The 16311-nt window shown below is 64.2% G+C and carries 21 protein-coding genes and 2 tRNA genes; 7 read left to right on the forward strand and 16 right to left on the reverse strand.

Features of this window, described 5'->3' with window-relative positions:
• The first annotated feature begins 47 nt into the window (after positions 1–47).
• Positions 48–779, forward strand: coding sequence for a GNAT family N-acetyltransferase (locus AV929_RS11805; RefSeq protein ID WP_014039779.1), 732 nt, complete (start codon positions 48–50; stop codon positions 777–779).
• Between the two features lie 4 nt (positions 780–783).
• Here AV929_RS11805 and AV929_RS11810 read toward each other — a convergent pair whose 3' ends face one another.
• The 5 genes from AV929_RS11810 to tmcA all read right to left on the reverse strand — a co-directional run bounded on the left by AV929_RS11810 (position 784) and on the right by tmcA (position 6451).
• Positions 784–1758: an LLM class flavin-dependent oxidoreductase gene (locus tag AV929_RS11810; RefSeq protein WP_064288337.1), complete on the reverse strand. Its 975-nt coding sequence runs from the start codon at positions 1756–1758 to the stop codon at positions 784–786.
• 75 nt (positions 1759–1833) lie between these two features.
• The gene (locus AV929_RS11815) at positions 1834–3435 is read right to left on the reverse strand and encodes a class I adenylate-forming enzyme family protein (RefSeq protein ID WP_064288338.1); all 1602 of its coding nucleotides are present in this window, start codon (positions 3433–3435) and stop codon (positions 1834–1836) included.
• A gap of 123 nt (positions 3436–3558) precedes the next feature.
• Positions 3559–3723, reverse strand: a complete 165-nt coding sequence (locus AV929_RS22360) for a hypothetical protein (protein WP_175055156.1) — start codon at positions 3721–3723, stop codon at positions 3559–3561.
• The gene (locus tag AV929_RS11820; protein WP_064288339.1) at positions 3720–4217 is read right to left on the reverse strand and encodes a DUF456 domain-containing protein; all 498 of its coding nucleotides are present in this window, start codon (positions 4215–4217) and stop codon (positions 3720–3722) included. Before AV929_RS11820 ends, AV929_RS22360 begins: the two co-directional genes overlap by 4 nt.
• Positions 4214–6451 carry a tRNA(Met) cytidine acetyltransferase TmcA gene (gene tmcA, locus AV929_RS11825; protein WP_064288340.1) on the reverse strand — a complete coding sequence of 746 codons (2238 nt, stop codon included), beginning with the start codon at positions 6449–6451 and terminating at the stop codon, positions 4214–4216. Before tmcA ends, AV929_RS11820 begins: the two co-directional genes overlap by 4 nt.
• Positions 6452–6538: 87 nt before the next feature.
• Here tmcA and AV929_RS11830 point away from each other — a divergent pair, with 87 nt between their 5' ends.
• The 6 genes from AV929_RS11830 to AV929_RS11855 all read left to right on the forward strand — a co-directional run bounded on the left by AV929_RS11830 (position 6539) and on the right by AV929_RS11855 (position 9527).
• Positions 6539–7552: a nitronate monooxygenase family protein gene (locus tag AV929_RS11830; protein WP_064288341.1), complete on the forward strand. Its 1014-nt coding sequence runs from the start codon at positions 6539–6541 to the stop codon at positions 7550–7552.
• A 213-nt stretch (positions 7553–7765) separates the two neighbouring features.
• Positions 7766–8128 (forward strand): 50S ribosomal protein L7Ae, encoded by a 363-nt coding sequence (gene rpl7ae / locus AV929_RS11835; protein ID WP_004593501.1) that lies wholly within the window; start codon positions 7766–7768, stop codon positions 8126–8128.
• A gap of 11 nt (positions 8129–8139) precedes the next feature.
• Positions 8140–8367 carry a 30S ribosomal protein S28e gene (locus AV929_RS11840; protein WP_004516764.1) on the forward strand — a complete coding sequence of 76 codons (228 nt, stop codon included), beginning with the start codon at positions 8140–8142 and terminating at the stop codon, positions 8365–8367.
• Between the two features lie 2 nt (positions 8368–8369).
• Positions 8370–8738 carry a 50S ribosomal protein L24e gene (locus AV929_RS11845; protein ID WP_014039785.1) on the forward strand — a complete coding sequence of 123 codons (369 nt, stop codon included), beginning with the start codon at positions 8370–8372 and terminating at the stop codon, positions 8736–8738.
• Positions 8738–9202 (forward strand): nucleoside-diphosphate kinase, encoded by a 465-nt coding sequence (gene ndk, locus AV929_RS11850; RefSeq protein WP_008310318.1) that lies wholly within the window; start codon positions 8738–8740, stop codon positions 9200–9202. The genes AV929_RS11845 and ndk overlap by 1 nt, the downstream gene beginning before the upstream one ends.
• Before the next feature lie 67 nt (positions 9203–9269).
• Entirely contained in the window at positions 9270–9527 is a 258-nt protein-coding gene (locus tag AV929_RS11855) for a glutaredoxin (RefSeq protein ID WP_014039786.1), read from the forward strand.
• On the opposite strand, the gene AV929_RS11860 is transcribed toward AV929_RS11855, so the two are convergent.
• The 11 genes from AV929_RS11860 to AV929_RS11910 form a co-directional block, all read right to left on the reverse strand.
• Positions 9500–10213, reverse strand: a complete 714-nt coding sequence (locus tag AV929_RS11860; RefSeq protein WP_014039787.1) for a hypothetical protein — start codon at positions 10211–10213, stop codon at positions 9500–9502. The genes AV929_RS11855 and AV929_RS11860 overlap by 28 nt on opposite strands.
• 48 nt (positions 10214–10261) lie before the next feature.
• Positions 10262–10666, reverse strand: a complete 405-nt coding sequence (gene msrB / locus AV929_RS11865) for a peptide-methionine (R)-S-oxide reductase MsrB (protein ID WP_014039788.1) — start codon at positions 10664–10666, stop codon at positions 10262–10264.
• A 35-nt stretch (positions 10667–10701) separates the two neighbouring features.
• A tRNA-Thr gene (locus tag AV929_RS11870) sits at positions 10702–10775 on the reverse strand.
• Positions 10776–10807: 32 nt separating this feature from the next.
• Positions 10808–11275: an N-acetyltransferase gene (locus AV929_RS11875; RefSeq protein WP_014039789.1), complete on the reverse strand. Its 468-nt coding sequence runs from the start codon at positions 11273–11275 to the stop codon at positions 10808–10810.
• Between the two features lie 86 nt (positions 11276–11361).
• Entirely contained in the window at positions 11362–11937 is a 576-nt protein-coding gene (locus AV929_RS11880; RefSeq protein WP_044951729.1) for a CBS domain-containing protein, read from the reverse strand.
• A gap of 67 nt (positions 11938–12004) precedes the next feature.
• Complete coding sequence (locus tag AV929_RS11885; RefSeq protein WP_014039791.1) at positions 12005–12778, reverse strand: GTP cyclohydrolase III; 774 nt, start codon at positions 12776–12778, stop codon at positions 12005–12007.
• Between the two features lie 108 nt (positions 12779–12886).
• On the reverse strand, positions 12887–13225 hold the full coding sequence (locus AV929_RS11890) for a hypothetical protein (protein WP_064288342.1): 339 nt from the start codon (positions 13223–13225) through the stop codon (positions 12887–12889).
• Positions 13226–13280: 55 nt separating this feature from the next.
• On the reverse strand, positions 13281–13580 hold the full coding sequence (locus AV929_RS11895) for a DUF5785 family protein (RefSeq protein ID WP_004593490.1): 300 nt from the start codon (positions 13578–13580) through the stop codon (positions 13281–13283).
• Between the two features lie 45 nt (positions 13581–13625).
• Entirely contained in the window at positions 13626–14888 is a 1263-nt protein-coding gene (locus tag AV929_RS11900; protein ID WP_014039793.1) for a PGF-pre-PGF domain-containing protein, read from the reverse strand.
• A 493-nt stretch (positions 14889–15381) separates the two neighbouring features.
• Positions 15382–15465: transfer RNA gene (locus AV929_RS11905), tRNA-Ser, on the reverse strand.
• 26 nt (positions 15466–15491) lie between these two features.
• Positions 15492–16244, reverse strand: coding sequence for a hypothetical protein (locus tag AV929_RS11910; protein WP_050006899.1), 753 nt, complete (start codon positions 16242–16244; stop codon positions 15492–15494).
• Positions 16245–16311 lie beyond the last annotated feature (67 nt).

Below are 16311 nucleotides of genomic sequence, written 5' to 3' on the forward strand. Positions count from 1 at the left end.
ATGGTTTTTGATAAAGGATTAAGTACTGTCTCGTGGTAGCAGATACCATGGAGTTAACAGAGCCACTGCAGTTCGACCACGAGGACCGACGGGACATCTACGAGTACATCGAATCGCACGGGTCAGTTGAGCCACGAGCCGCACGGACGTCGCTGCAGATGGACCCGCGCCCGTTCGGCCATCACGTCGCGATACTCAAACGGGACGGCGTGCTGGCAGAAATCGACGGGGAACTCCGCATCGCGTACAACGACACCGTCGAGGAGGAGTTCGAGGCCGACGACATCGAGTTCACCATTCGGCAGGCCCGTCAGGAGGACCTGACCGGCCTTGTCGGGGCCATCCGAGCCGCTATCGGCGGCGGCGAGTACGTCGACGCGGAGACCGTCGCCGACGTGGTGGACAGCGAGGGCGTGCTGCTCCGGCACAACGAACTGGAGTCGCGCATCTTCTTCGTCGCCTGCATCGACGACGACGTTGTCGGGTGGGTCCACCTCAAACACCCTGAAGTGGAGAAACTCAGCCACACCGCAGAGCTAACGCTGGGCGTGCTTGACCGCTATCGGGGTCACGGCATCGGCTCCCAGCTGCTCGCCCGGGGCACCGAGTGGGCGGCGTCGAACGGCTACGAGAAGCTGTACAACTCTGTCCCATCGACGAACGAAGACGCGATCGAGTTCCTCGAAGGCCACGGCTGGGACACCGAAGCCGTCCGTGAAGACCACTACAAGTTCGGCGACGAGTACGCCGACGAGGTGATGATGGAAATCGACCTGTAGCGCGCTACGTCCGCCCCAGCGCCCGAATCGTCGTTCGAGCAAGCTCCCCGTCGACCTGCTGTGGCACAGTTAGCAGAAGCCGGTCGATGACAGCCCTGTCCGCAATTCTATCCCGTTTCTCCTGTGCCTGTTCCGGCGTCCCGGCGATGCCGAGGTCAGCCGTCATCTCGTCAGTGACGAGCTCCGTCGCCTCCCCGCGGTCACCCGCCTGCCAGGCGTCGGCGATGCGCTCCGCCCGGTCCGGATACGTCTCCGCGACAGCCCGGCGATACCCCTCGCCGCTGCCGACGTAGTAGGCGATGTGCTGACGGAGTTCCTCGGTCGCCCGCTCGGAATCCTCGTGGACCACCGCCGGCACGTACGGTGCGACGGTAATCTCGCTCGGGTCGCGGTCGGCATCGCGTGCCGTCTCCACGATGTAGTCGAACGCCGACTCCAGTTCGGAGAACGGGATCATGTGTGGGAGCCAGCCGTCGGCGAGTCTGGCGACGACTCGCCTGTTCGCCGGCCCGAGCGCGGCGTGGTACACCGGCACGTCGCGGTCTAGCGGCGGAACCCCCCTCACCGACGCAACCTCGCCGTCGTAGGTCACCCGCTCGTCGCTCGTCATGAGCTGTTTGACGATGTCGATGGTTTCGTGGGCGCGACGGACCGGTCGCTCGAACTCCATGCTGTGCATGTTCTCGATGGACCGGGCTGTACTCGTTCCCAGGCCCAGCACTGCCCGTCCGTCCGAGACCCTGTCGAGGGTCGTCGCTGTCATCGCCAGCACGGCCGGCGACCGCGAAAAGACGTTGAGTATCGCGCTGCCGATTTCGATGTCCTCTGTCCGTGTCGCAATGTCTGTGAGTTCGACGACGGAGCTGGCACCCCACAGTTCGTTCAGCCAGACCGAGTCGTAGCCCCAGTTTTCGGCCTCGACAGCCAGGTCGATTGTGCTGTGGTCCTCGACGCGTGGCACGACGACTCCCAGATGCATGGTGTAACCGACCGCTGGAACCCTAATAAAGAATCGTGTTAATACCGTCCTAGCGCCTCACAGCTACCGCCGCGCTCACTCCTGGCCGATCATCCGCTCCTGCTCTTGCCAGTACTCTTCGCGGAGTTCGTACTTCTGGATTTTCCCAGTCGCCGTTTCAGGAAGCGAGTCCCGGAAGTCGATGCCTGCGGGGACCTTGTAGCTCGCGACGCGTTCTCTGAGGAATTCGAGGATATCCTGTTCGGTCGCGTCGCTGTCGGCCGTCGGGACGACAATTGCCATCGGGGTCTCGCCCCAGTCCTCACTCGGAGTTGGAATGACCGCGGCTTTCAGGACACCGGGGTGGTCGTACAGTTCGTCTTCCAGTTCGATAGAGGAGATGTTCTCGCCGCCGGAGATGATGATGTCCTTCCGGCGGTCCATGATCTGTATCATCCCGTCCTCGTCCCACGTCGCGAGGTCGCCGGTGTGGAAGTACCCCTCGACGCGGTCGTTGAACGCCTCCTCGGTGATCTCGGGCTTGTTGAGATAGCGGTCCATCACCTGGTTGCCCTGCACCACGATCTCACCGATAGTCGCCCCGTCGCGTGGCACGTCGTCGCCGTCCTCGTCGACGATTCGGATGTCGGTACACAGCGCCTCGGACCCCTGCTTGACCTTGAGTTCACGGCCCCGTTCGGCGATGCGCCGCGGGGAGTTGCTGGTCGTGATGATCGGGGCCGTCTCGGTCAGGCCGTAGATGTGGATGATGCGCCAGCCGAACTCGTCTTCGACGCGCTCGATGGTCGCCGTCGCTGGGGCGCTGCCGGCTGTCGCGATTCGCACGTCGCGGTCACCTTGTGTCACGACGTCGCCGTCGTTAGCCCGGTAGTGCTGGATGAGTTTGTTCAGCACCGTCGGCGCGCCGCACATGAACGACACGTCGTACTCGCGGACCCGGCGGAAGGTGTCCGCGGCGTCGAAGGTCCGCTGACAGACGTGGGTGCCGCCGGTCCCGGTGATGGCGTAGGTGTGGCCCCAGCCGTTGCAGTGGAACATCGGGAGCGTCCAGAGGTACGTGTCGTCGTCGCGTATCTCCATGTGCTGGTTGAGCACCAGCGCGTGCCAGCTCTCTGTCCGATGGGTTCTGACCACGCCCTTCGGGTCCCCCGTCGTGCCGGACGTGTAGTTGATGCTATCGTCGTCGTCCTCGGCCATCTCCGGTCGGTCCGGTTCGGCTGTCGGCTGCCCGTCGAGGATACCGCTGTACGCCTCCCACTCCCCGTCGATACGGTCCGGCTTGTAGCCGATGAACGTCTCCGCAGGGATGTCGTCCCGTACCGGCTGGACTTTCTCGGCGAAGTCGTAGTCGGCGATTACCGTTGTGGCTTCGCAATCGTTCAGAATATACTCGATTTTCGCGGGGTCGAGCCGGTAGTTCAGCGGGACGAACACCGCGCCGAGTTTGTTTGCCGCGTACAGCGTCTCGATGAAGTAGTGCGTGTTCGGCGCGAGGACGGCCACGCGACTTCCTTTCGAGACACCCCGGTCCGACAGCGCGTGTGCCAACTGGTTGACCCGCTCGTTTACTTCCGCGTACGTGTACTCGGTGCCGTCGTGGGCCACGATACCGGTCACGTCGTCGTAGATGTCCGCTGCACGGTCGATGAAGTCGGTGGTGAGCATCTCGCGTTTCATGATAACACGCCTCACTTGTCGTATTCAAACCCAATTATTATTATATTTTCTTCGTGAACGTTTGACAGCCTCCTGATTAAATACCTTCGTGTAAACTAATACGGCTATCGGGAGAACAACAGTCTACGGCCACTCGTCCTCGTGGCCGTCCATCGGCGCGGGGACGACGCCGTCTTTCTGCGCCCAGACACGAGCGTGGTCCGGACACACTTTGCGGTTCGCATCCCAGGGGATGTGGAGTTCGACCGCGGCCTCGTTCTCGCAGTCGTCCTCGGCACACCGAGTCATAGGAGCGCGACGGCGACCATGGTGACCAGTATCGACGCGGTTAGCAGGGCCTGGACGACGCCGGAGGCCAGCATTCCGGCGGTCGTCACGAGCGCGGCCTTCGCGCTCCCGCGAGCGTCCTCCTGCCGGTAGAACTCGACGACGAACACCGTGCCGGCGACCCCCAGCAGGATGCCGAGCGGGCCGGTGACGAAAAAGAGGACGAGCGCCACGACGCCGGCGAGGGCCGCCGTCCAGTTCGACGCCCCGCCGACGCGCGCGGCGACGGCCCCGCCTGCGATGTCGACGGCCCACGTCAGCAAGCCGACCAGCGTCAACAGGGCCAGCAGGACCGTCCCGGGTTCGGTCATGCCACTGGCGATCCAGTAGAGATAGACGCCGGCGAGCGAGACGAGCGCGCCGGGGACCTGGGGTGTGAGGCTACCGATGACGCCGCCGACCAGGAGCACAAACGCGAGTACAAACAGCAGTGTTTCGAGGCCGAGCAGGCTCATTGGTGTCTATCGAGTTCCTCCTGTACCCAACCGTCGCCGTACAGACGCGTCAATCTTTCGACTATTCCGCCGAGGGTACGCATGCACTCACGCTCAGAGACGAACGCCAGTTCCTCGGTGACAGTCGACCATGGATGTGCCTGCAAGACCTTTCGGACAAGCAGGCGTTCCTCCCGTGGCGAGAGCGCGGTCGCGTCGGCTGGGTGCGACAGGTGTCGGCGGGTGAGGTCACGGAACGGCTTCGGGTTCGTGTCGAGAACCGACGCGCCGCCGGGGACGCCGGCAACCAGCCGCCATTCCCACTCAGAGAGGGAGAGGGACGGTTCGCTGTCAGTCGCTCGTAGCACTGCCCGAACCACGTCGGGGTCGCAGTCGTCGAGCGAGTCTGACAGCACCGCCGCGATGCGGTCCTGAAACCATCCACCGTGTCGGGTCGAGAGCGCCGCCCCGTCGTCGGAACAGGGGTCCAGCATCACGACGGAGTACTCGCCACTGGTCGCGTTCCGCGAGGTGGCGAGGTGCACGGTACTGTAACCGTTGTCCGCCCAGAAGCGGACGAGTTCCGGCGTCGCACCGTAGCTGACCCCAAGCCAGTCCACTTGGTCGGCGAACTCCGTCTTGATTTCCGAGAGGAGTTCGGAGCCGAGCCCGCGGGACCGGACCGCGGCGTGGGTCGCGATGCGGAGGACCCGCTGGCCGACCGGAATCCCGGCGGCCTCGTCCCGGAGCTGCGTCGACAGCACGTCCGGGAGCATGTTCCCACGGACCCGCCCGCCCTCGTACATCGTGGCTCGTGTGTCCGCGGTGAGGCCTCCTTCCTGTGCCAGCAACGCCACCGCGACGACGTGACCCTCGTGGGTCAGCGCCCGAACGGTGAGATTGGGCGCGTCGAGCAGCCGGGCCAGGTCCGAGGGTTCCGTCCGGTAATGTGCCAGCACGAGCAGGCCGAAGACCTCCCGGAGCAGGTGTTCGTCGGCGAGCAGGTCAGCCGTCGAGAGCCGGCGATACTGTACGCTCTCCGGCGTCGCATCCGCGATGAGTTGGTCGGCTGGCGGGCGGGCGTCCAGCAACAGCGCCCGGAACGCCCACACCTCCACGGGGTCGGCGTCGCTGTACCTGATCGGTGTCGTCATCGACACGTCGGTAACCGTGTGGTCGCTTTCGGCAAGTCGGTCACGGAACCGGACGGAGAAGCCCCGGCCTGCCCCCTCGTAGCCGTGGACCGTCGTCGTGAAGGCGACCGCCGGGGCGTCGAGGAACTGTTCGAGTCGCCGGACCGGCAGGGCCGCGGCCTCGTCGACGATGACTACGTCGGGGTCGTCCGGTAACGCTGCGGCCTCGTCGGGGGACGAGTACCGCACACAGCCCGCCCCCGCAATGCCGAGCCGCTGTGGTCCGGATGCCTGGTCGCGCGTGAAATCAGCGCCGAGCGCCTCCAGCAGGTGTGCCGCCCGGGTGAACACCTCGCCGGCGCTCCGGTACTGCGGCGCGGTCACCAGTACGTCCCGCCCCTCGACGGCGAGGTTTCCGGTGGCCAACCCGGCGGCGCTGGATTTCCCCCGGCCCCGGTCGGCCTCGACTACGACCGCCGCGCCGTCGTCCCGCAGGGTCTCGAACGCCCGGACTCCGTCCCGCTGATCGCCGGTGAGACACTGAGCGTAGGTCTCGGAGCGGAACCACGAATCAGCGGGCGGAGTCGGTGCAGGAACCGGGCGGCTCGGTGGCGGGTCCGTCAGGCCGTCCTGCTCTATTGTGTCTGTGTTGGCGTCCACGATGGCGATGCCCCGGTGCGCTCGCAGCGTTTCGACGAACCGCTGGCGGAAGTGGCCGGTCACGTCCTCGACCCTGAACGGCGGGACCGCGAGGGAGCCATCGAACCCGTCCCGCTCCTCGGGCCATCGGTCCAGCGGCGGCGCGAGGAGAACGTAGAGGCCGCCGCCGTCGACTGCACCGACGGTCCGCCCGACGGCGTCCGGCCGCAGTTCCTCGTGCACATCGACGACGACGGCCGTCCGGGTCCGCCCGAGGAGTTCCTCGGCGCGGGACTGCTCGTGGTGTTCACAGTCGAGGAACGGCTCCGGGCCGACGACGGTCGTCTCAGCGCTGGGGATATCCGCAGCGTCGAGGGCTGCCCTCGCTCGCTCCCGCGTCCGGTCGGGGTCGCCCGCCAGCACGAGCAGTCGCCGCTCGTTTGCGCGGCGGGCCTCGGCTCGGAGCGAGCGCGCGATGTCCATACCGGTGGTGGCGGACGCGCCAGTATGGACCTGACGGTCACGGCGCTATCGAGGTACGCTTTTACCGGATCGGACACAGTCGCCGGCATGGCACCCCTCCAGACCCCGCTCTGCTCTGCGATAGGTATCGACCACCCAGTCGTACAGGCACCGGTCGGGAGCGTCTCCACACCGGCACTGGCTGCGGCAGTCGCGGACGCGGGCGGCCTCGGGATGCTGGCGATGTCGTGGCGCGACGCCGACGCGATCCGTGATGCGTACACGGCGGCCGCGAGCGCGACCGACGGCGTGGTCGGCGTCAACGTCGTCCTCGACGAGTCGACGGGCGTGCTCTCGCCGTCGGCATGTCTCGATGCGTGTCTGGACGCGGGCGCGTCGGTCGTCTCCTTCTCCTTTGGCGATGCCAGGCCGTACATCGACCGGGTCCACGAGGCTGGTGGGACGGTAATGGTCACGGTCGCGAGCGCGGCCGAGGCCAGGGCGGCCGTCGACGCCGGAGCCGATGTCGTGGTCGCACAGGGTCGGGAAGCCGGCGGCCACGTCCAGAGCGACGTGACGACTTTCGCCCTGCTCCCGCGGGTGGCCGACGCGGTTTCCGTCCCGGTGGTCGCGGCCGGCGGTCTCGGCGACGGTCGCGGCCTCGCGGCGGCGCTGACACTTGGGGCTGACGGCGGCTGGTTCGGCACTCGGTTCGTGGCGACCACAGAATCGGGGGCGCACGAGACCTACCGGGAACGCATCGTCGACGCGCCCGAGACGGCGACGCGGTTCACCGAACTGTTCGACCGGGGCTGGCCGGACCAGCCACACCGGGTACTCGAAACTGATGAGGTCAGGCAGCAGGCCGGTGCCGATTCAGGTGGGGAAAGCGACGGTAACGATTCCGAACAAGTCGCACAGATGCCCGACGGCGAGCCGATTAGTCGGTTTGCTGATATGCCCCCGCTTGCGGGGATGACCGGCGATGTCGAGGCCCTGCCACACTACGCCGGGCAAAGCACCGGTCGCGCACAGGACGTCCGGCCCGCCGGTGAGGTGGTGGCCCGTCTCGTCTCGGACGCGCGGGCCGCGCTGGCCGATGCGTCGGCGGCCGCGGAATAGGCAGACCCCCCGACAGCACCCGTGTGGCGGCCTGGCACGCGATTTCGGCTTCGAAAGCGCTTTTAGGGCCGGTGGCACAGAATGGGGTACAGCCTGCGCCGAGTTGATGATGCTCCCAGCCTTTTCAGGATACACACCATCACGGTGTGACGGGCCCCGCGGCCCGGACACGGCGGGGGAGCCTGAGCTCGCGCGCAGGAGGTGAACATACAAATGCCAGTATACGTAGATTTCGACGTTCCCGCGGACCTCGAAGACGACGCCCTCGAGGCGCTCGAGGTCGCCCGGGACACAGGCGCTGTAAAGAAGGGTACAAACGAAACGACCAAGTCCATCGAGCGCGGCTCCGCCGAGCTCGTCTTCGTCGCCGAAGACGTCCAGCCCGAGGAGATCGTCATGCACATTCCGGAACTCGCCGACGAGAAGGGTGTCCCCTTCATCTTCGTCGAGCAGCAGGACGACCTCGGACACGCCGCCGGGCTCGAAGTCGGCTCGGCCGCCGCAGCCGTCACCGACGCCGGTGAGGCTGACGCCGATGTCGAGGACATCGCCGACAAGGTCGAGGAGCTTCGGTGAGGTGACCTCGGATGAGCGCTGAGGAATCCGAAAGCAGCGGTTCCACGCCCGCCGAGGTTATCGAAGTCGTGGGCCGGACGGGGATGCACGGCGAGGCCATGCAGGTCAAGTGCCGCATCCGCGAAGGCGAGAACCAGGGGCGCATCATCACGCGCAACGTTCTCGGTCCGGTCCGCGAAGGTGACGTGCTCCAGCTCCGCGAGACGGCTCGCGAGGCCGACACCATCGGAGGGCAGTAACCATGCCCCGGACACGCGAATGTGACTACTGCGGCACAGACATCGAACCCGGCACGGGCACGATGTTCGTCCACAAGGACGGCGCGACCACGCACTTCTGTTCCTCGAAGTGCGAGAACAACGCCGATCTGGGCCGCGAGGCCCGCAACCTCGAATGGACCGACACTGCCCGCGGCGAAGCCGGTGCGGTCGAGACAGAGGTTGAAGACGAAGCTGAAGAGGCGGAAGCAGAGCCGGCAGCTGATGCCGAGGAAGCTGACGCAGACACCGACGAGGAAGCGGCTGCGGACGAAGCTGACGCCGACGACGCTGACGAGACCGACGCGGACGAAGACGTCGAGGACGAAGAAGCCGAGGAGGCTGAAGCGTAATGTCCGAGCACGAGCGCACGTTCGTGATGGTCAAGCCCGACGGCGTCCAGCGCGGCCTCATCGGGGACATCGTCTCCCGTTTCGAGGACCGCGGCCTGAAGATGGTCGGCGGCAAGTTCATGCAGATCGACCAGGAGCTCGCTGAGGAGCACTACGGCGAGCACGAGGACAAGCCGTTCTTCGACGGGCTCGTCGACTTCATCACCTCCGGTCCCGTGTTCGCGATGGTCTGGGAAGGTCAGGACGCGACCCGGCAGGTCCGCACCATGATGGGCGAGACCGACCCGGCCGAGTCGGCTCCCGGCACCATCCGCGGCGACTACGGCCTCGACCTCGGTCGGAACGTCATCCACGGCTCCGACCACGAGGACGAGGGCGCAAACGAGCGCGAAATCGAGCTGTTCTTCGACGAGGACGAACTCGTCGACTGGGACCAGATCGACGCGCCCTGGCTGTACGAGTAACGACAGATCGGCTGTCGCGTTTTTTTCGAGCACAACCACCTTGAGGGCGGCGTCCGTACCGCTCAGTATGAGCCTGACGCTCTACCAGCTCGACGGCTGTCCGTACTGCGAGAAGGTCGCCGACCGACTGGACGAACTCGACATCGACTACGACAGCGTCTGGGTCGAGGCGCTGCACTCAGAACGTGACGAAGTGAAGCGGGTCTCCGGCCAGCGGGGCGTCCCGGTGCTGGTCGACGACGACCGCGGGGTCACGATGGCCGAGTCCGAGCGCATCCTCGAATTTATCGAGACGACCTACGCGCCCGAAGCCCAGTCGGTGTAGAGGTAGCGGGCGGCCGCGCCGAGGCTCGCAAATATCAGTGGGAGGAAGAACATCAGAATCAGGAGCCACAGCACCGCTGGCGCGGCCTGTCCCTCGCCCCCGCCGTCGAACATAACTGTCCGGACGAATACGAAGCTCCCGATAAACCCAGTGACGACGTAGCCAAAGCCGATGCCGGTCCCGACGAGCGCCGCCTCTTCGAGCAGGCTGTCCGACCGGGAATCGCCGCGGTAGCGTTCGAACAGTGCGCCGACGGTGAGCAGCGAGACGATTGGTATCAGGAAATAGACGATAGGGGGGATGCTCGCGTTCTCAACACCGTACAGGACGTTCCGCGCGGCCGAGCCGTACACCTCGGCACCTGTCGCAGTCACCAGTGTCGGCACATGATGGGCGTTGTACAGCACGAACCCGTACTGGATCAGCCGGTCCGACAGCTCCTGCAGGCCGACCTCCGGCGGGCCGACGAGAAACAGCAGCGTGACGAGCAGATACTCGACAGCCAGCGTCCCGGCGGCGACGCCGGCAGCCCGGAGCCACGGAAACGTTCGGAGGCTCTCAGCTAGCAGGTGACTCTCCGGCTGTGGCTGCTCGGCAGCGGCGGTCGGTGGCTCGTCCACCAGCGACTCGTCGACCGGCGCCCCGGCCCCCTCGTTGTCCGCCTCGTCGGTCCCGTGTTCAGTCACGTCTAGCCGTATCAACTTCAATGACGGAAAAAAGGGTTCCGGTGGTCGCTACTCCGACTCGAAGTCGAGCGCCGCGCCGTTGATGCAGTATCGCTTCCCGCTCGGCTCCGGTCCGTCGTCGAATACGTGGCCTAGATGACCGCCACACTCGGCACAGACGACTTCCGTTCGCTCCATCCCGTGGCTGTTGTCCGCCTGTGTCTCGACGTTGCCTTCCTGATACACGTCCCAGAAGCTCGGCCAGCCAGTCTCCGATTCGAACTTCCTGTCGCTATCGAACAGTTCTGTCCCACAGCCGGCACAGGTGAACACGCCCTCGTCTTCTACGTCGATGAGGTCGCTGCTGAACCGCGGCTCTGTTCCGGACTCGCGGAGGATTCGGTACTCCTCGTCGGAGAGAATTTCGCGCCACTCTTCGTCGTTGTCCGGGAGTTCTCCTTCGGATTCACTCATGCGCCACCGTATGCACCCCAGCGGTAAAAACGTGAAGCCAGGGGTGGGATTTGAACCCACGAACTCTCGATTACAAGTCGAGTGCTTGGACCACCCAAGCTCCCCTGGCGCGGTTGCATACCTGCGTTGTGTGGGGACCGTTTAGAGAGTATCGTTTTCGGTCGGCTTTTCGAGCTCGATCCGGTGTGGTGCGTAGCCGTGTGCTCGGTAGAACTGTCGGGCGGATTCGTTGTCCGCCATCGCCTCCAGCGCGAGGATATCCGCACCGGCTTCGCGAAGTAGTTCCTCCGCCGTATCGAGCAGTTCGCTACCGACTCCCTGACTCCTGTGGACCGGTTCCACGAAGATGTTCTCGATGATACCCCGCGTCTCGTCTTGTTCGTACCGGCCGCTGTCGATGGTCACCATGACGAACCCGACGATCTGCCGGTCTATACGGGCGATACGGACGTTCTCGGCGACAACGCGCTGTACGACAGTCTCCCGGACCGCAGTCCGGTTCCGGTCCCCGAACAGATGTGACCCGTGGGTACGTTGGCTCTCCGCCAGTCGGACCCACAGGTCGACGATGGTGTCCACGTCGTCCATCGAGGCGGTGGCGATTTCCACGGTGGTGCTCCGTGTCGTACGGTCAAAACAGTTCGGCTACGCCGCCGTATCCGTCCGCTGTGAGAGGCGGGGCCGGCTGGCGTGGGTCAGACGTCACGACAGTCCGCACAGAGGAGTTGCCCGTTGAACGACGCCAGGTCCCGTGTAAACGTGCTACAGGCGGAACAGATGCCCTGATTATCGAACGAATCCTCGACGGCGGACTGCATCCCGTCGGTGGTGGCTTCCTGCCCGGTCGTCGCAACCGTCGAGGGTTGCTCGGCGACCTCCGTCGACTCGCTCTCTAACCTCGCAGTCGAGAGGATGTCGTGCTCGGTCAGCGTTCCGAGGGGTTCTCCGTCAGCCGTTACCAGGAGAAACTCCGCGGACCGTGTCGCCATTCGGTCCCGGGCCGCCGGGAGTCCAGCATCGGGGCCGATTGTCGGAATGGATTCACGCATCACGTCGCCGACGGTGGCAGTCTCCGGGTCACCGCCGTCGACGATGTATGCCAGTACGTCTCTGTCCGTCGCGACACCGACCGGTTCGTTCCCCCGTAACACGAGAATCGGATGCTGGTCCTCTCGGATCAGCAACTCCGTCGTTTCGAGGAGGTCGTCGGACTCGCTTGCGCCGACGTACTCTCTGTTCATAACCTCCCGCACAGTGACCTCACCGTTCATGTGTCTAAGTACCACACGACCGGTCTAAAAGATACCTCCACTACGTTTATATCGCGTGGTTCACAACTTACTCGGTTGTCTCGGTTTCGATGGTAACGGCCTCGCCAGTCGCCCGACAGGTCTCTAACGCGTGCTTGGCGTCCATCCCGGCCGTAGCTGCCGTCCGCCCGCGTCCGACACCGACTTTCAACTCTACGTCGACCGCGTCACGGACGTGGTTGATTGCGTCGTGGTAGTCCGCCTCGTCCAGGTCCGGACAGACCGCGATGACGTTGTCGCCGCCGACGAAAAACGACAACGAGTCGTGGGCTTCGCGCATATACTTCATGAGCGCCGCGTACCCCTGCTCGATCTGGATGAACGTGTCGAACTCGTTGAGCTGGTCGGTGTACTTCTCGGTGGCGTCGTCGACATCGAAATGCGCGAGTTGCACGTCTGTGGGCTTCCGGAACTCCTCGTCGATCGTCTGACCGCGTAGCACTTCTCGCCGGCCCTTGTCCTGTGCGCTACCGGCCTCCTGTAGCTGCTCTGTTGCCGTTCCCAGCGCCGAGACGGGTGTCGTTCCCGTCGCGACCGAGAGGCTCATCGTCACCGGGTAGCGATTGCCGACGGACTCCTGAATGAGTGCGTGTGCCGCCTCGTCCAGTCCGTTCGTCACGGCGATCATGTTGTCGAACCGCGAGAAGAAGATGTAGCCGTCGCGGTTCCCGAACAACTGTGCGAGGTCAGCGTACAACCGGGACTGGAGCGTCTGCAGGTCGACTTCACGGCGGGGCTCAGGCGTCACAGTCCACGGCCCGTAGTTATCAATCTGTATATGGGTGATCTGGGTGTTGGTCACTGTCCATCGTTCGTTTAGAAGCAACGGGTATTGCTCTGTCGAAATTAACCGGCAGAGTGGACTGAAGGCCGGTCCGGCCGGTGTCGGACTCCGGACATGCGAGCCGATTCAACGGGGGTCAGTCGGCACCGCGTCGGGGCGCTGTATCTCGACGGTCCCGACCATCGAATCGTATGTTACGATATCTGTTGCCGTCAGTTTCGGGAGGTGTTCGGTGAACAGTTCCTCGGTGAGTTCGTCCCTGTCAGTGTCAGGGACTGCCGCTGGCTCGATGTCACGCTGGGCCGCCAGAACCGCCGCCGCGAGGTCTGCTACGACAACCGGTTCACCGCGGTCTGCCAGTATCGAGAGCGCACGACGGCGAGTGTCGTCCGACAACAGATCGGCAACAACCTCCTCGGGGAGTCCCTGCTCGGTGCGGTCGCCGCTTGAAGATGTCGTCGCCATACGCGACGCTACATCGGCCTCCCACAAGTATGTGTCGTGCCCACACACTTCGCAGTCAGGCCTGTTCGAGTCTGTACGGCCACCAGTCCGCTTCGCGCAGCGCGCGCCCGAGAGATTTGTGGAAGTCCGGGAAGTCTTCGAACTCCTCCTGATCGACGTATTCGAAGATGTCCGCCACGCTGACGACCGTCTCGTAGTCGATCCGAACCGGGTGGTCCCCGTACTGTTCGACGTATTCCTCGGCAGTCAGTGGGAAGTCCTCGTCCTCGTCGACTTTCTTCGCCAGCACAGCGTGGCCGTACTTGCGCCGGCCCTCGCTTCCTTCCTCACCGTCCGGATCGTGTGGCCAATCCATACGCGATTCTCTGGACACTGGCACAAAAAGGGTTTCTCTCCCCGCCTACAGTTCGAAGCCGCTGTCGTTCCGGCTGCCACCCCGTCGGAGGAGCACGATGACGACGCCGAACAGGAGCAACGCACCGAGAAGTCCGCCGATGACCAGCACTGTACTGAGGCCCATGACCGTCGCCGGGAGCGGCCCGAGTCCGCCGTCACCGTCACCCGCGGGTTCGGTCTGGACTGCTGGCTCCGTTCCCGTCGGCTCTGTCTTCGGCTCGGCACCGCCGTTCTCGTCGGTCTGGAGCTGGCTCTCGGTTACTTTGATTTCACCGGCGTTGGCGTCGTTGAAGCTGATCTGGAACGTCCCCGGCGTCGTCACGACCGTCGACAGCGTCACGGTCTGTTCGGTGTCTGCCGGCACAGTCACTGAGGTCTGGTTGACGACCTCGTCGTCTACCCGCATCTGCGCGTCGTACGTGCCTGGGGCACTGCCGGCGTTTTCGACAGTCCCTCTGACGCTGACCCGATATCCGTCTGTCGCCTGTTCGCTGACGACTGACGTTCGTGTGACGGAGAACGACGGCTCAATTTTCCCGATGGCGTAGGCCGTCGTCCCTGCGGTATCCGCCTCGTAAACGATACGGTCGGGCTGCTCCGTGGCGACGGTCGTTTCGGCGGCTTTCCAGGATCCGTTGATGCGATGATACACGCGGACATCCTGTGGTGCTATTCCGGCTGACTGGAGTGTTGAGCGGTCCAGCGCGAACTGCATCGACGACGGCTCGACGCCGTCCGACGACCCGACAGTCACCACACCGAACACCGATGCGTCGTCACCGGACGGTACCGCAAGGTCTGCCGCGCTGGGATCAGTGTACTCGGTCACGTCCTGCGTGAATGCCTGCCGTGATGCGTTGACCGTCCAGGACTGGACGGCAAAGGATCGGTTCGTTTGTTCCGATACGTTCAGTTCGTAGGGTTCGTTCGTCGGGACTGTCCCACCGCGTATCTTGAGCTGCCGCGTAGTCGAGTCCGTACGCGTTGTCTCGACTAGTGCCGGCTTGACCTTGACTCGCCCAGCTGATTTCCCTGGGCTCTGGACCTTAATCCTGTACGTTCCGGGGGCATCGAACTCCAGTGCCCGCGTCCGCTCGACCGACGAGTCGGCGTCGACGACCACCCGTTCGGTCGCTCTAGTCGTGCCGTTTACTACGTACTCGATACCCATCGCACCGCCCGAACTGCCGGTGTTATGGACCGTTGCGGTAACGTTTACTGATTCACCGGCCAGTATCGTGTTCGCGTCTTTCGACGCGCCGGACACGAACAGACTCGGTTCAGCAACAGCGGGGCCCGCTACCGTGGCTGCGAGGAGGAGAGAGACGACACAGACGATTGGGAGGCCCGGAAGATGCTGTCTTGGGGACCTATCTTCACGTACCATTACACGGATATAATCCGGACCACCGACATAAAACCGCCCGATTGCTTCGATTCGGTAAACTGTGCCTACACATCGGAAGGCAGCGAATTCTGTCCACCTCTTCTGTAGGCTCTTAGACTGGACCGAACGTTGCTGTAGTTGCATTCGAACCAGAGCAAGACGGTCGCACTCACTGTGTGCGCTGCGACTTGCAGGGTTCAAACCGCCAGTACATACCGATGGCTCCTCGCGCATTTGCTCGGAGCAATACGGTGGGACTGGGATTTGAACCGAGCCGAGACGGTCCTGCTCACGCCGTTGCGAGGGCTGCGACTCGTCGGCTTCAAATCTCAGCTGGTGTACTTGCCACTCACGGTTTGTTCGTGGCAAAATACGGTGGGACTGGGATTTGAACCCAGGAATCCGTGAGGATACCTGCTTTCAAGGCAGGCGCAATAGGCCGCTCTGCCATCCCACCGCAGTCGGACATACTGCGTGGGCCTTCTAAGACCTGTCGGTCTCTCGGACCACGGTCGGCTCGCCGTCGTTGTCGACAACACGGATTCCGAGGTCATCGAAGAACGTCATCGTCCGTTCCGGTACGACCCGACCAGCTCGGTTCCGGGCGCGTAGCAGCGGAACCATCGTTTTGAGATCCGATTGCGTTTCGAGGACCGGCGTTGACGGGAGAAAGTCCACGTCGAGGCCGGCATCCGCGGCGCGCTCGCCGATGGTTTCGACCGCCGGGGTGGCGTAGCTGTCCTCGAAATCTATCGGCTCGCCGAAACCCGCGTAGTAGACACGGCCGCCCTCAGCAGGGCCGAGTACCACGCCGCTGGATCGGAGTTTCATCGCCGCGCTGTCGATGAGTTGGCGGTTCAACAGTGCCGCTGTCGGTTCGACGGCGGCGACGGTTGCGACGTCTTCCCGGTTGAGGAGGTGTGTGACAGTGTTCCCGACCCGACCGGCGAACGTCGAGCCGACCTGTACCTCGAACCGGGCGTTGCCCGGTGATTCGAGGGCCTCTGTCACTGGCTCTCGCACCGCGGTCTCGGGGTCTACGCCGTCCGGGACCTGCTCCGAGGCACGGTAGTTCACCAACAGCTCGGCCCCGCTGATCTCCACCGCACGACAGACGTCGAGCAGCATGGCTTCGTACAGCTTGGCCGCCTCGGCGTCGTCCAAGAGGTCGCCCGCCAGGTCCTGTAACACGAACCCTTCGACTGGCGGATCAGCCAGTACAGTTACCGTAGTCATACTGTCTTCTCGGCCCGACTGTGATTAGTCGCTTGTGTTCCGACGCAGCTACAGAACAATTATAAGA

It is taken from the genome of Haloarcula sp. K1, from assembly GCF_001647155.1.
Lineage (GTDB): Archaea > Halobacteriota > Halobacteria > Halobacteriales > Haloarculaceae > Haloarcula > Haloarcula hispanica.

Excerpts from the sequence above, each read along its gene's own strand:
- AV929_RS11805 (WP_014039779.1), top strand. The coding sequence starts at position 48 with ATGGAGTTAACAGAGCCACTGCAGTTCGACCACGAGGACCGACGGGAC.
- AV929_RS11810 (WP_064288337.1), bottom strand. The coding sequence starts at position 1,758 with ATGCATCTGGGAGTCGTCGTGCCACGCGTCGAGGACCACAGCACAATC.
- AV929_RS11815 (WP_064288338.1), bottom strand. The coding sequence starts at position 3,435 with ATGAAACGCGAGATGCTCACCACCGACTTCATCGACCGTGCAGCGGAC.
- AV929_RS22360 (WP_175055156.1), bottom strand. The coding sequence starts at position 3,723 with ATGACTCGGTGTGCCGAGGACGACTGCGAGAACGAGGCCGCGGTCGAA.
- AV929_RS11820 (WP_064288339.1), bottom strand. The coding sequence starts at position 4,217 with ATGAGCCTGCTCGGCCTCGAAACACTGCTGTTTGTACTCGCGTTTGTG.
- tmcA (WP_064288340.1), bottom strand. The coding sequence starts at position 6,451 with ATGGACATCGCGCGCTCGCTCCGAGCCGAGGCCCGCCGCGCAAACGAG.
- AV929_RS11830 (WP_064288341.1), top strand. The coding sequence starts at position 6,539 with ATGGCACCCCTCCAGACCCCGCTCTGCTCTGCGATAGGTATCGACCAC.
- rpl7ae (WP_004593501.1), top strand. The coding sequence starts at position 7,766 with ATGCCAGTATACGTAGATTTCGACGTTCCCGCGGACCTCGAAGACGAC.
- AV929_RS11840 (WP_004516764.1), top strand. The coding sequence starts at position 8,140 with ATGAGCGCTGAGGAATCCGAAAGCAGCGGTTCCACGCCCGCCGAGGTT.
- AV929_RS11845 (WP_014039785.1), top strand. The coding sequence starts at position 8,370 with ATGCCCCGGACACGCGAATGTGACTACTGCGGCACAGACATCGAACCC.
- ndk (WP_008310318.1), top strand. The coding sequence starts at position 8,738 with ATGTCCGAGCACGAGCGCACGTTCGTGATGGTCAAGCCCGACGGCGTC.
- AV929_RS11855 (WP_014039786.1), top strand. The coding sequence starts at position 9,270 with ATGAGCCTGACGCTCTACCAGCTCGACGGCTGTCCGTACTGCGAGAAG.
- msrB (WP_014039788.1), bottom strand. The coding sequence starts at position 10,666 with ATGAGTGAATCCGAAGGAGAACTCCCGGACAACGACGAAGAGTGGCGC.
- AV929_RS11880 (WP_044951729.1), bottom strand. The coding sequence starts at position 11,937 with ATGAACGGTGAGGTCACTGTGCGGGAGGTTATGAACAGAGAGTACGTC.
- AV929_RS11890 (WP_064288342.1), bottom strand. The coding sequence starts at position 13,225 with ATGGCGACGACATCTTCAAGCGGCGACCGCACCGAGCAGGGACTCCCC.
- AV929_RS11895 (WP_004593490.1), bottom strand. The coding sequence starts at position 13,580 with ATGGATTGGCCACACGATCCGGACGGTGAGGAAGGAAGCGAGGGCCGG.
- AV929_RS11910 (WP_050006899.1), bottom strand. The coding sequence starts at position 16,244 with ATGACTACGGTAACTGTACTGGCTGATCCGCCAGTCGAAGGGTTCGTG.